9 protein-coding genes are annotated in these 13,974 nt (G+C 51.3%); 4 read left to right on the plus strand and 5 right to left on the minus strand.

Annotated elements, in window-relative coordinates:
- Nucleotide 1 precedes the first annotated feature (1 nt).
- From NSB25_RS13170 to NSB25_RS13180, 3 genes are all read left to right on the plus strand, one after another.
- Nucleotides 2-781, plus strand: a complete 780-nt coding sequence (locus tag NSB25_RS13170) for an ATP-binding cassette domain-containing protein (protein WP_103240082.1) — start codon at nt 2-4, stop codon at nt 779-781.
- The gene (locus NSB25_RS13175; RefSeq protein WP_103240081.1) at nt 762-2,048 is read left to right on the plus strand and encodes a hypothetical protein; all 1,287 of its coding nucleotides are present in this window, start codon (nt 762-764) and stop codon (nt 2,046-2,048) included. The genes NSB25_RS13170 and NSB25_RS13175 overlap by 20 nt, the downstream gene beginning before the upstream one ends.
- A gap of 229 nt (nt 2,049-2,277) precedes the next feature.
- The gene (locus NSB25_RS13180; protein ID WP_103240080.1) at nt 2,278-3,804 is read left to right on the plus strand and encodes a DUF5605 domain-containing protein; all 1,527 of its coding nucleotides are present in this window, start codon (nt 2,278-2,280) and stop codon (nt 3,802-3,804) included.
- 52 nt (nt 3,805-3,856) lie between these two features.
- Here the strand turns inward: NSB25_RS13180 and NSB25_RS13185 are convergent, their stop codons facing one another.
- From NSB25_RS13185 to NSB25_RS13195, 3 genes are all read right to left on the minus strand, one after another.
- Nucleotides 3,857-5,020 carry a toxic anion resistance protein gene (locus NSB25_RS13185; protein ID WP_103240079.1) on the minus strand — a complete coding sequence of 388 codons (1,164 nt, stop codon included), beginning with the start codon at nt 5,018-5,020 and terminating at the stop codon, nt 3,857-3,859.
- 30 nt (nt 5,021-5,050) lie between these two features.
- Nucleotides 5,051-6,367 (minus strand): 5-bromo-4-chloroindolyl phosphate hydrolysis family protein, encoded by a 1,317-nt coding sequence (locus NSB25_RS13190; RefSeq protein WP_103240078.1) that lies wholly within the window; start codon nt 6,365-6,367, stop codon nt 5,051-5,053.
- Between the two features lie 241 nt (nt 6,368-6,608).
- Nucleotides 6,609-7,202: a hypothetical protein gene (locus NSB25_RS13195; protein WP_103240077.1), complete on the minus strand. Its 594-nt coding sequence runs from the start codon at nt 7,200-7,202 to the stop codon at nt 6,609-6,611.
- Nucleotides 7,203-7,295: 93 nt separating this feature from the next.
- Between NSB25_RS13195 and NSB25_RS13200 the strand changes: the two genes are divergently transcribed.
- Entirely contained in the window at nt 7,296-8,531 is a 1,236-nt protein-coding gene (locus NSB25_RS13200) for a hypothetical protein (RefSeq protein ID WP_103240076.1), read from the plus strand.
- A 9-nt stretch (nt 8,532-8,540) separates the two neighbouring features.
- Here NSB25_RS13200 and NSB25_RS13205 read toward each other — a convergent pair whose 3' ends face one another.
- Both NSB25_RS13205 and NSB25_RS13210 read right to left on the minus strand, forming a co-directional pair.
- The gene (locus NSB25_RS13205; RefSeq protein ID WP_103240075.1) at nt 8,541-9,917 is read right to left on the minus strand and encodes an MATE family efflux transporter; all 1,377 of its coding nucleotides are present in this window, start codon (nt 9,915-9,917) and stop codon (nt 8,541-8,543) included.
- Nucleotides 9,895-13,173: an MFS transporter gene (locus NSB25_RS13210; RefSeq protein ID WP_172455122.1), complete on the minus strand. Its 3,279-nt coding sequence runs from the start codon at nt 13,171-13,173 to the stop codon at nt 9,895-9,897. The genes NSB25_RS13205 and NSB25_RS13210 overlap by 23 nt, the downstream gene beginning before the upstream one ends.
- Between the last annotated feature and the right edge of the window lie 801 nt (nt 13,174-13,974).

Here is a 13,974-nt window from a genome sequence, read left to right on the forward strand (position 1 = left end):
GATGGGAGAAGCGCTCCTGACTGTGAAAAGCTTAAGCGCATGGTACAATGCTGGCTCAGAAAAGGCATTGCGCCAGCTGCTGATTCCGGGCACGTTAAAGCGTGGGAAAGTAAGGCACAGCAACGAGAAAATGATACTTTCGGATTTTTCTTTTGCGCTGGCCGAGCATGAAGTGGCGGGGTTGATCGGGCTGAACGGGGCCGGGAAGACCACATTTCTGAAGGTGCTCTCCGGTCTGCTCCCCACCTTCCGTTCAGAGGGTATCTGCTTTTGCGGTTCCCCTGTGGATTTCCGGAAGCAGGATTTTAAGCTCTGCCGCTATACGGTGTTTGCCGAGGACAATTCGTTTTCGTATTTTACTTTCCGGGAATACATGGCCTATGTATGCGCCGCCTATGGGAAAGAGGTTCCTGATGTGTCGGAGCTGATACAGGGATTCCATTTTGAAGAATATACGGACACCCTGTTAAGGGAGCTGTCAACCGGAAACCGGAAAAAGGCATTCCTGATCACGGCCTTTGCCCTGAAACCCAGGCTGCTCCTTCTGGATGAACCGGTGAACGGGCTGGACTTCCAGAGTACGGAATACCTGTATGAGCAGATTTCCGGATATAAGGAGCATGGAACCGTGCTGTTTTCCTCCCACATCCTGGAGAGCATCACGCTGACTTCTGACCGGGTATTTGTCCTGGAGGACGGCAGAATCCGGCAGACCTTTGAACGCGGGCAGATTAATGCCGAAGATATCCGGGAGGCTCTGCATGATGAAAATGACAGGTAGAGCCTTTGCCAAAAAGCTGTTTGGGGCAAACTATGAGCGGCTGCCCCGGACTCTTTTCATGGAGGGAATCGTATTTTGGGGACTGTACATTGCCGGCTTTCAGGTGCAGATTGCATCTTTTGTCCGAATCCTGATGATCAGCGCCTTTACCGCGGGTGTGATGTGGCAGGCCCTTTCTTCCAAAGATAACGAGGTGGAGCTTAGGGCTATGCTGATGCTGCCCCATCGACGCCGGGAGTTTGTTTTCTCCTATGTGGGGGTGCTGGGCGCCTATACGGTTCTTACAAAGACTGGGCTGCTTTTCGCGGTTCTGCTGGCCGTTTCTGCCTGGAAGCCGGTGGAACTGGCGGGAATGATCCTCTGCATGATCCATGGGGTCCTTATGGCTGCCGCGGTTTATTCTGTGAGAAAATACTGGTATGTGGGCGGGCTGTGGGCTGCCGGCATTGTGGCCGCAATTTTATTCATGACAATATATGACACCGGAATTCTGCCTCTGAATTCTGGTGTAGTAGACTCGCAAAGCGTGGATTCTATAGCATTTGGAAATGAGCTCCTGGTTGGCCTGTTGCTGCTTGTGAACAGTCTGTTTGCCATTCTGATTTTATGGAGGGTTGACGGATATGCCTTCTATCAGTGGGAGAGCAGGAAAAGCCATGTGGTTCGGCAGCGGAAGAGGGCAGCGCTTTGGCGGTATTTTTTCCGGTATCTGAGCTGCCATAAGAATTATCTGCTCAATACCGCTGTGATGTGGTGCGTAGCCCTTGCACTGCCCTGTTTCTTAAGAGAAATGGCCGGTCTGTCCGTGATTCCGGTTGGGTTTGCGATTCTATCCTTAAATACGCCTATCTGTATCCTGCTGTCCTGTGACCCTGATCTGGAGCAGACAGTCCGTTTCCTGCCCGGGCAAAGCCGGCGCTTTTGCATTCCATACTGCCTGTTTATCTTTCTCTGTAATATGGCTGCGGATGCGATATTCCTCTGCAGCTGGCAGATACAAATCGGCGGTGTCACCGTCCTGATGATTGCGGGGGCTGTCTTCTTTGCCCTGCAGAGCGCGGTGCTGTCTGTGCTGCTGGAATGGCTTTATCCCATCCGGGGCTGGAAGATTGAAAGCGACCTGTGGCACCATCCGCGGAAATATGTGGTTCCGGTGGTAATGCTCCTGCTAGCAGGGGCAGTCTCAGCCTGTCCGGTGCTGCTGCCTGTGCTGTTGGGCTTGCTGGCTGCAGAAGCCGTAGGTTTTCTTTTCCTATGTTGGAGGTAGCGTGCCATGAAAATCTTATTGGTGGAAGATGATATGGAAATCAGCGCCATGTTAAAAAGCTTTTTGCTTATAGGGTTTCGCCTGTCGCGGCAGTCAGCGGAGGTTCCCAGCTGACACCGCACAGCCTGACAGACAATCTGCTGGTGGGAATGCCTGGGGTTTCAAGCGCCGGTTGAATTTAAAAAGCAGAGATGATATGATGATATCATAACGAACAGGGAGGCAGAACATGAGGCAATATGAAACCTTTGAACTGACATTTACGGGATCGGAACCGGAGGGTTCCAGAGCACTGGTGGATTTGCAGGCAGAATTTACCCTTGCGGGAGAGACGAAGAGAGTGCGGGGCTTTTATGCCGGGGGTGGCGTCTATAAGGTTCGCTTTTATCCTTCCGCGGCAGGCGGCTGTAGCTGGAAGGTATGGGGCACAGTGAGCGGAGCGGGAGAGGAATTCTGCGAACCGGCGGTTTCTCACGGAATGGTCCGTGCGTCAGGCAGACATTTTAAATATGACGACGGTACCTGGTACCGGCCTTTCGGCACCACGGTATATGCGCTGGTGCATCAGGAGAGGGCATTGACAGATACTACTATGGAGACGCTGCGGAAAGCGCCGTTCAATAAGGTTCGATTCTGCGTGTTCCCGAAGCACTATGATTTCAACCACAATGAACCGGAATCTTATCCTTTTGAGAAAACGGACGGCAAATGGGATGTACATAAACCGGTGGCTGCTTATTGGGAGGCGCTGGAAGCGCGTATCAGGGAAATGGATGCCATGGGAATTCAGGGAGATCTGATTTTGTTCCATCCCTATGACAGGTGGGGTTTTTCCCGGTTTTCAATGGAAGACAGCTTTGTATACCTGGACTATCTCCTGAGGAGACTCTCAGCCATGCCTAATCTGTGGTGGTCACTGGCCAATGAGTATGATCTGATGCCCAATTACAAATGGGAGAACTGGGAGGAATTCGCCGGATTTGTCGCGGAGCATGATCCGTACGGACATTGTCTGAGCAATCACAATTGTATGGCTTACTGGGATTTCACGCAGAAGGAAATAACCCATTGCTGTATTCAGGATGTCAATGTGAATGAAGTGCCGGAACTGTGGGAGAGGTACGGCAAGCCGGTGGTTTTTGACGAATGCCGCTATGAGGGAAATATCATTCACGGCTGGGGCAATATTTCCGGAAGGGAGCTGGTACGGCGCTTCTGGACAGCGGTGTGCTGCGGCGGATACTGTACCCACGGGGAAACCTTTTACAGTGAAGACGAAGTACTGTGGTGGGCCAGGGGAGGTGTGCTGAAGGGAGAAAGTCCTGTCAGAATCGCTTTCCTGAAGGAGATTGTGGACTCTCTGCCGGGGCCGTTGGAATTTATGGGCGAGGGAAGCGGCGGCTACACCGAGGGACAGCTGCTGGCCATGAAGGAAAAGGGGGCTTCGGAGGAATTCCGGAAGAGCTTCTTCCTGACGGCCATGCTGAATATGCCTGAAAAGCAGGTGAAAGCTTTTCTCACAAAAGAGCGGGTGGCGTTTGGACACTGCGGACAGGAAGCTTATCTGAAATTCCTGGAGAGGCAGTGCGCTGCAGTGACAAGGATGAATCTGCCTGAGGAGGGAAGGTATCGCGTTGAAATAATCGATACATGGGAAATGACCAGGCAGACTGTGATGGAAAATGCATGCGGCAGTGTACAAATTGACCTGCCGGGCAGAGAGGACATGGCGGTACTGGCCATAAGAATGGGATAAGCTTAAATTTGAAGAGGTTATGACGCAAACAGGTCATAACCTCTCTGTATTCTTACATCTTGCCGGAATTACGGCTTACGGTCAGCAGTTTCTGGCGCATCTCATCTTCGATGCGGAGCAGTTCCTGTTCCGCACTCTTTCTCCTGGCACGCCCGTCTTCCTGAATCTTCATAACCTCGTCCAGGGTACTGATCAGTGTCTTGTTGGTAGCGGTCAGGGTTTCGATATCCACAATGCCGCGCTCGCTTTCTCTGGCGGTTTCAATGGTTGCAACCTTGAGAGTCTCCGCATTCTTTTTCAGCAGTGCATTGGTCATATCCGTGACTTCCTTCTGGGCTCTGGCGGCCTCGGTGGAGTGGTTCAGGCCGATGGCAATCACCATCTGACTTTTCCACAGGGGAATGGTATTGACCAGAGTAGACTGGATTTTCTCCGACATGGCCGTGTCGTTGCTCTGGATCAGTCGAATCTGAGGAGCCATCTGCATGGAGATGGTTCTGGTCAGCTCCAGATCATAGATTTTCTTCTCAAAACGCTCACACATGGAGGCATAATCATTGGCCGCCTGAGTATCTTCCGGAAGTCCGCTCTGTTCCGCCTTTGCCAGGAGCTTTGGAAGCTCTACGGTTCTGGCCTGTTCCAGCTTCTGCTTACCTGCCAGTATGTACATGGACAATTCCTTGAAATAATTCAGATTCAGCTCATACATTTTGTCCAGCATGGCGGCATCTTTCAGCAGAGTAATCTGATGATCTTCCATCACCTTACAGATACGGTTGATATTACCTTCTGCTTTGTCATATTTTATTTTCAGATTTTCCAGCTTATTGCTGCTCTTTTTGAAAAATCCCAGGAAGCCCTTTTCCTCTTCCTCGTTATTGAAATCCTTCAGTTCAGAGACTACACCTGCCAGCATCTGACCAATTTCCCCCATATCCTTGGTGCGCACATTGTTCAGCGCATTTTCGGAAAAATCGGCGATTTTCTTCTGACTGCCGGCACCATACTGCATGACCAGCTGGGTGTTGGTAATATCAATCTGAGCGGCGAAATCATTCACCATTTTCTGTTCTTCCGGGGTCAGAACTACTTCCGGCACTTTCGTTTCCGCTTCCTTCACCGCAGGCATTTCCGGCGCGGAGGGTTCGGCTGCCGTAAAAGGCTCAAAGGTCAGCGAAGGTGCTTCCTTCAACATTTCGTCTAAATTATCGCTCATTTGGTTTCCTCCATTTTGATTTATGATGTATCAGGACTCTCTGCCCAGAGCAGCGAACTCCATTTCTCTTGTCAGTCCTTCCTTGGCCAGCATTGTCTTCAATACCTGGGCGTCTGTGGTGGCATCAAATACCGCATCCTGGAACAGCGTGTTCAGAAGCTCGCGAAATGCCTGATTGATGGTATCCAGCGTATTTTCAATCTCTGATTTGGCCTTCAGGATTTCTTCTCCCGGCGAGCTTATCCGGTCAAATTCTTCATAGGCTTCTACCAGTTTCAGAGTGGTGGGCAGATAATAACTCATCAGCTTGTGCATTCGATGCATCTGGTCCGGATGTTCCCTGACGCTGTCGAAGATATCTTTCAACAGGTTTTCCAGACAGAAAAGCTTGGCGGAAATGACTTCTCCGGGAATTCTGTCGTTCAAATCCCGCAGCTTGCGAATAAATCCCATTCCCTCCGATATCATGGTCTGCAGTTCGGATTCCTGTTCGCCGGACACCCGGGGCGAAGCCTGTGCCGGGGATTTGGGGGCGGCATTTTGCATTTCCAGAGCTTTTCGGCTCTCTTCTTCCCTGAGCCTGCGGCCATTTTCCGCCTCCAGATATTGTCTGTATACCACATCGTTTAACATAAAGCAGGTCTTCTGCTGGTCCAGATGGCCTTCTGGGAAAATTCCCAGAGCAAGCATTTTCTGGAGATCCTTTATGACATAATCCCTGCTTTTGCCGGTTCCCTTTGCCAGATTTTCAATTTCACCGTATACCCTGTAATCGCAGAGCTGAAGATAGCGTTCCGCCCGCCGAAGGCGCCTGCGCTGCCCGATACCGAACTGAACCATGCCGAAGAAGCCCAGCAGGAAAAGCAGATTGACAATCCAGCCGCCGAAGGTAGTTTCTCCTACAAGAAGGGCAACAAAGCGAAAAAGGGTAATCAGCCCGGTAATACCCAGACCGATTCCGCCGAACACCTGGTAGAGAACATTCGATACACTTCCCACTCTTTTGATTTTAATCAGGGGAGCGTGAAATTTTCTGAGTTGTGTCTGCTGCATATTCTGCTGCTTTATCTGTTTCCGGCGTTCCCTTTCCTGCGCCCGCTGCTGCCAGACAGGAACATTGTCAGGCGGCGGGGGCTGGGACGCAGAGGGATGTTCAGCGGCAGCTCCGCTTTTCCACTGTATGCCGTCAGTATTGATGGAGACATGCTTTCCCACCTCGTTCACAGCACTGGTGACTGTCTGGGAGACCAGCTGATTCAGATGCTTAAAATCTCCGCTCTGCAGAGCGTCCGCCAACGCGCCTTTGAGCTGCTCGCCGGTGTTGTTCCAGTTTTGATTATTGCTCATATACTAATCCTCTCAGGAACTGTCGGAAACTGTCTGTGCACCTGTACTTATACAAAAGCTTTGACGCTTCCTTACTATTCCTAAAACATGTACTTGTACTCCCTGTTTATTATTGCACAACATGCCCCGGACCGCAACAATTTCTTTGATGATAAAAGAGAAACGCCATGGAATTTTATCTTGGCACTGCAGGGGACTGATGATATAATGACTTTATTCATGGCAGGGAACGGCCGAACGGCTATTCGGCTCTGAAAATCTTCTTCCGGGCCAGGAGAAAGCAGGCCAGGAGGAACACACAGAAAGCGGCTTTCGTCAGACGATAATGGCTGTAGGAATCCGTGATCTGCCGGCACAGTGCATCCGAGAAGATGAGATAGGACTCCTCCGGCGAAGTGGCGATATACACCCGGGCCCGGGATGGGACGGAACTGATACCGGAAATATTATGGAGGGAAGCAATATTTTCGTCTGCAAAGAAATCACAGGGACTGTACTGATGCTTAATGACGCCTCCGCTGCTGACCGTTACACTGTCGATGCATAAAAGCTGCTCTGTATTGGGAAAGTCCAGCCGCAGGCCGGTAATGTGACCATCCAGGGAGGGATCCAGATTAAACTCCACCATTTTCCGGTCATAATCAATTTCGGAAGTCTGGTGCTGCCCCAGGCAGAATACATCCATGGCATCGGTAGAATAGTATAAGGTGCAGTGATCACCGGCTATTTCTTCAAAATAGATGCGGAGATACAGACTGGATGTCCGGGAAGGGAGCAGGATAAAAGCTGTCATGAGGACGAAAACGGGAATCAGATATAATAATTGTTTCTTCATTGAAAAGGCAGGCTCCTTTATAAGTTTGGGAATAGGGATATTATAGTAGAGATTGACTGCTTTTGCAAGTAGTATAGCAGGGAGGACAGAAGATTGAAAAAAGAGAAAAGCGATTTACTTATCGTACTTGTTTTCGGAATTGTGCTGTCATATTTCACTTATGTTTATGTGACAGGCAACATACATGGAACCTACTCTGATTATAATGGGCATGCCTATGTCTATCTGCCCATGTTCACGAAGGAGACCTGGGTGGAAGGCTGGATGATGGTGCCCTACTGTATGTGGCATCTGATGACGTTATTTTTCAATAAGCTGCTGCTGATTCCACTGGAAAGTGCGGCGGCCTATACCACCTGTCTGTTTTCCCTGTTCGCCTATCTGACGGCGTACTGGATGGTGCGCAGGGTGACAGAAGCGGCAGGAAGTACCGACAGCTCCGCACGTGCGGCCATGATTGCCTTCGGGCTGTGCGTGGTGCAGGCGTTCCACTTTTACTGGCTGGATGAAAATGCAAAATTCTCCATGAACCCGCTGTACAATCCTACTTATATGTGTATGCGTGGATTTTCACTGCTCTGCTTCTGCCTGGTCTGTGATATCTGGGGACGCCAGAAGGACGAAAACTATCGGGGCATTTTTTTCCGGGTGGAGAGAGGGCTGAAACGGTATTATATTTATCTGACGATTGCATTGTTTCTGTCAGCCATGGCAAAGCCCACCTTTGCGGAAATGTTTATTCCTGCCGTGGGGCTTGTGATGCTGGGAGAGCTGGTGACAAGGCTTGTGCGGAAGGACGGCAGCGCGGCTCCCTATTTCAGACAGTGTGTGACAACCTTACTTTGTGCAGTGCCTACACTGCTCTATATTCTGATGCAGTTTCTGGTTTACTTTATATGGGGAGGAAGCTATGGCGGAGGCGAAGGTCTGGTGCTGACAAAGTGGCTGGAAGTCTGGAGAATGTTCACCCAGAATGTGGGGCTGTCTGTGGCCTGCAGTATGGCATTTCCACTGTTTATGCTGTTGATTGACGGTCGCTGGTTCGTGAAAAACGACTGGGGCAGGCTGGCACTTACAGGGTATCTGGTGGGCTTCCTGGAGGCAGCTCTGCTGGGAGAAGGCGGGGAGAAACTGACCCACGGAGATTTTCTGTGGCCTATGATGTCAGGGATTCTTCTCATGTTCACGGCATCCCTGATGCGGCTTCTGGTGCTGGAGCGGACTCAGGCAGATACCAGGGGGAAGAAGATCCTGCTGGCCGCCGCCTGGTTCTTATTCTGCATTCATGTGTTATATGGGATACCGGCTCTGATTTTGTTCCTGGTATGAGAGGATGGTTCACTTATCAGCCGGTTCAAACAGATTCTCCCTGGTAATGTTGCTCAGCCATCTGCCGCTGCGGTAATGCCTGATTACCCAGGGCCACTTGGCAAACTCATCGGTGCACAGGAGAAAATACACCCACATGACGGGAAGCTTCAGCACGAAAGCTGCCAAAAGCCCCAGAGGGACGGCGTAGCACCACATATCTATAATGTCACAGACAAAGCCGAAACGGCTGTCTCCCCCTGCGCGGAAGACGCCTGCAATCAGGGTGGTATTTACGGCAGCCCCCATCACATAATAAGTATTGATGAGAAGCATATACTTGAGATAATGCATGGCCTGGTCCGTCAGATGGGCATAGCGCAGCACCAGGGGAGTGGCGCAGAGAACGATGATTCCGCCTATGGCTCCGGTAATCACCGTGAGCTTCATCAGCTTTCCCGCATCCGTGCGGGCTTCTTCCAGTTTGTTCTCTCCGATTACATTTCCCAGAAGGATACCGCCGGCACTGGCCATTCCAAAGCACAGTATCGTGCCGAAATTTCTCACTACAATCACAAAAGAATTTGCCGCCACCGCATCTGTTCCCAGATGTCCGATGATGACAGAGTAGACGGAAAAGGCCACACTCCAGGCAATGTCGTTGCCCAGCGCCGGAAGCGAGAGCCGGACAAAATCGGAGAACAGGATCCTGTTCCTGATAAAGAGAGCGCGCAAATCCAGCTTGATTTCTCTGCTGCGGAAAGAAACCGCAAAACATGCCGCCAGCTCCACCAGCCTGGACAGAGATGTGGCAATGGCCACACCCTGCGCGCCCAGCTTCGGCGCGCCGAAAAGGCCGAAGATGAAGACTGCATTCAGCAGGATATTCAGGGAAAAGGCCAGCAGGTTCAAGGCTGTGCTGATCATGACCTTTCCGATGCTTCTGAGCACGGCCAGATAGACTTCCGTGATTCCCCAGCACAGGTAACTGACACTCATAAAGCGGAGGTAGGAAGCGCCGATGGATATCAGCTCCGAATCATTGGTGAAAATGTGCATCATGTTCTCCGGCGCCAGAAGGGCCAGCCCTGCAAAAAACAGGGAAAAACCCAGAGAAAAGCGCAGTGCGATGCCCTCGATTACCTGGATGGCCCGCATGTCTTTTTTTCCATAATATTGGGCACAGAGCATGGTGGCTCCGGTGCCCAGTCCATAAAATACCATAAAAAGCACATTGGCATACTGGGAAGCCAGGGAAACCGCCGATATGGAGGATTGCCCCACATAATTCAGCATGATGACATCCGCGGAACTGACGGCGGCGCTCAGCAGGTTCTGGATGACGATGGGCAATACCAGCCTGAAAATTCGATTGTAAAAAGGATCATTTTTCCATGATGTTTTCATAACACGCCCTCATCCGGTCTTCAAGATGTCTGCCCATTTCTTTCATCTGCACAGGCTTTGCCTTGCATACTTTTCTGTCATAGGTATAGAGACCGTTAGTCTCATCCTCCACATCGCTGAGCTGGGTATAAATGCAGCCGCAGACACCCTTTGGGATATTGTCCATAACCATCTCCCCATACAGCGCTCTGATTCTGGCTGTCAGTTCCTGACTGTCCGCACATTCTCCGTAACCGAACTGATTGTATTTCGCATAGTAATGATTCGGTATGCGATAAGAATAACCGCCGCATTCCGAGATAAGCACAGGCCGTTCCGGCTTCTCAGGAATCATCAGCTTTCTGAAATAAATGTGCTGGCTGTCAAAGTCACTTTTGCTGACAGGGAACCAGCCGGAAGCTGTGTCATACAGTCTTGTTGGGTCCAGAGCCCTGGCCCTGTCATATATGGCATCTCCGTCAAACTGTCCCCAGCCCTCGTTGAACAGCGTGTAAGCGATGACACTGGGATGACTTTGCAGATGCCGGATGGTCGCTTCCATGTGCCGGACAAAAAAGTCTCTGCGCTTTTTCCTTCCCCACAGTCTGCCGTTTCCTTTTTGAAAGATGCCGATGGTGGGGAGAGCCGTGTCCTTTATCCAGGAATAGAGGCCGCTGTTCACCATGTCCTGCATGACCAGCATTCCATGGACATCACAGTAATAATAGAAGCATTCCGGTTCAATTTTAATATGCTTTCTCAGAAGATTAAAGCCCAGCTCTTTCATGCGGAGAATATCCTGCTGATAGTCTTCTTCCCTGGCCGGGAGATAGATACCGTCGCAGAAATACCCCTGATCCAGGACACCGTGCAGGAAAATCGGTTCGCCGTTCAGACATATTCGGGGTATCCCGTTCAGCATTCTGGTCTCCACGGTGCGGAGGCCGAAATAGGAGGACACGATATCTTCGCCCATGGTGACTGTAATGTCATACAGACAGGGATGCTCGGGGCTCCACAATACCGGCTGATAGGTGCTGCCGTCTGCCAGCTGCAGCTGACTGAGATTGATTTCCAGCTCCTGGTTCTGGGTCCGCACACTGTAGAGGCTGCCGTTGTGGAGCTTGACGGTGACGGAGATTCCTCCCGGTTTTGGCGGGGGATCCTGCTGTGGGAAGGCTTCCTGCCCTGTAATGCCTTTCGACTGTGCGTCCGTGGTTGGACCGGCTTTCTGCTGCAGCGTGGCAGAGGCAGATTGCCTGAGCGGTTCACCGATGTGTGGAATATCTGCATTGTCATGAGAAGAAACAGCAGTATCCGCACTGCTTCTGACATGGATATGTACTTTCTCTGTGTCTGCAGTGATATCCAGCCCTGTGATATATACTTCCGGCACATACTCCAGCCATACATTCTGCCAGATGCCGCTTACCGGCGTGTACCACATACCACCCCGGGCTTTCCGCTGCTTTCCGTAGGGATAGCGGGGAGAAAGGGCATCTGTGGCCTTTACCAGAAGCTGATTCTCACCTTCCTGCATTGCATTGGTAATATCGAAGGAAAACGGCAGATAACCACCCTCATGCTTTCCCAGATAAAGACCGTTCAGGTATACCTCCGCAATTTGGTCTACCGCGCCGAAGTGAAGGATAAGCCGTCTGCCCTTTTCTGCGGGAGGCAGGATAAATTTTCTGACATATTCCAGATGTCTTCCGATTGGCCCCTGATAACCGGACAGCAGAGACTGGGGCGGAAAGGGAATCAGGATTTCCTTTCCGTTCAGAGTCCATTTTCCGTTCAGGCTGCGGAAACTGGTCCGGCGCATCCGGGGACGGGGATAACCGGCCCAGATTTCTTCTGTCTGTGTGCTGCTTTCGGCATTGATATTCCTGCGGTCTGTATTTTGCGGTTCAGTTTCCTGACACTTTGGCAGAAGCCCGATGCTGGTAAGCAATTCCCTGCCGGACTGACTGAGCAGGAGATGATGGCCGTTTCTCATCATCCGGAAAATCAACCACAGCAGTATCAGCAATCCCGCCGCAACTGCAAAGGCAGCAGCGTAAATATTCCGGTTTGGCAGGAAAGAAGCGGTGCCGTCAGAATTGATAATCTGTTCGGCATCGCACAGAACTGCCGCACCGACTGCCGGTCCCAGAATGCCGGGCACCAACACCTGACCTATGATGCGGATTCCCTGAAAACGGCCGGCTTTCCCTTCCGGGATATGACTTCGTATCATGGCGCCAAAAACGGCCATTCCCGTCAGGTATCCGGTCATCATGAGGAGGGAACCGATAAAGACAACAGCTGTGCTCCTGCCCGTGTAAAGAAGGATGTAACCGGCCATAAGCAGACAGACGGCGGGAATTACGGAGGATTTGAACCCCAGAAGGTCGAAAAGTCTGCCGTAAAATGCGGTGATAACGGCGGCCATTACAATGGCGGGGGCCATTATCAGGACATAATCGGTCATCCCCAGTGTCTTTTCATAATATAAAATCAAATAGGGCATGAAAATATTGATGGAGACGCCAAAGACCGCAAAAGCGCCTATAATGGCGTAGAGAAGAGGATTTTCACGCACTACAGAAGGGCGAAAGCTGTAGAAAAGATTTTCGCGGAAGCCGGCTTTGTCTTCCGGCAGAAGCAGGTTCTTTTCATCAATAAGAAAAAATCCGGACACGCCGATGAGCGTGACGGCGATACCGACGATGAGATAAATGGCAGTCCAGCTTTCCGCCTTGTCCAGATCAAAGACGGAAAAACCGCCGAAAACCACCAGGATGGCAACGAGAGGCATCATGGAATTGACGCCTTCTATTTTGCCCCGGTTGGAACTGTCGCCCCAGTCCGTCATCCAGGCGTTAAAGGAGGCATCGTTGGCAGAGGAACCCAGAAAAGTCATGACGCAGTCCAGGATTATCACCAGAGTGATGCCCAGAGATGCGGCCTGCAGGGCATTTCCGGCCAGAGGAGTCAGAAGGTCCATGCGCAGGAAGGCAAAGGCCAGGATGGAGATACCCCAGGCAAGATATCCGCCGCAGATAAAGCCTTTGCGTCTGCCAAGATAATCCGTCAGTGCACCCATGAATATGGTGGTGACTGTGGCGGCCACGGAGCTTGCACCTACCATCAGAGAAATGTCCGCCGCAGAGGCGTGGAACATCTTGTAGATGAATACGTTGAAATACATATTTTCAACTACCCAGGCCACCTGACCTATGAGGCTGAAAATTACCAGTGCCGTCCAGAATTTGCCATTGAAACGCTTCTCCATTATACCGCCTGTCCCTTTCTGTGAGTCAACTGTGGCTGTGATATCCTCACCAGTATAGCAGGTTCTAAGGGGCATTGCCAGAGTTAAATTCCGCGTTTGATTCACAAAGGTCGGGGTCTCTGCAATGGCTGCCAGGGTGTGCCGCCAGGGGCCGGGATTCCTGCAATGGCAGACAGGGTCCTGTCACCAGAGTCCGGACTTGCTGCAATGACTTACAGGGGGCCTGTTGCTAATGTCCAGATTCCTGCGGCAGGTCAGGGGGAAAGCAAAGGGACGGCAGAGGAGGCCGGTGGTTCTTTCCTCGGCGGGGTAACGCGCCGGTAAACTAAGCCTCAACTTCGACTAAAGCGCGAAAGTACCGCGCTTAAGTCTGCGTAGAGGCTGGATTTTACCTCTGCTAAGAGCACCCCTTGGTGCTTTCGGAAAGAGCCACCGGCCTCCTCTGCCTGTTTCTCTGCAGTTTAAACTGGCCTGGGACAGATATGGACGATTTCTTTTATGGCTGGCATGGCTCATGAGGGTCCAGTGCCTGATGTAGATATAGACTAAACTTTCTGGCATGTTTTGTGAAGTTTCAGTCTTCTGCGGCCATAAATTGGTCTGCGCTATTACACACTAAAACACGCGGAAAGACAGGCGGAGAAGGGGTGGAGGTTCTTTCCGACAGCACCCAAGGGGTGCCCTTAGCAGAGATGAAATCCACTGCCTACTGAAACTTGGGAGCGGTACTTTCGCTCCTTAGTTTCTGTTGGCAGTTAGTTCATCGGCGCGTTACCCCTGCCGAGGAAAGAACCTCCACCC

Origin of the sequence: Acetatifactor muris (assembly GCF_024623325.1) — a bacterium.
GTDB lineage: Bacteria > Bacillota > Clostridia > Lachnospirales > Lachnospiraceae > Acetatifactor > Acetatifactor muris.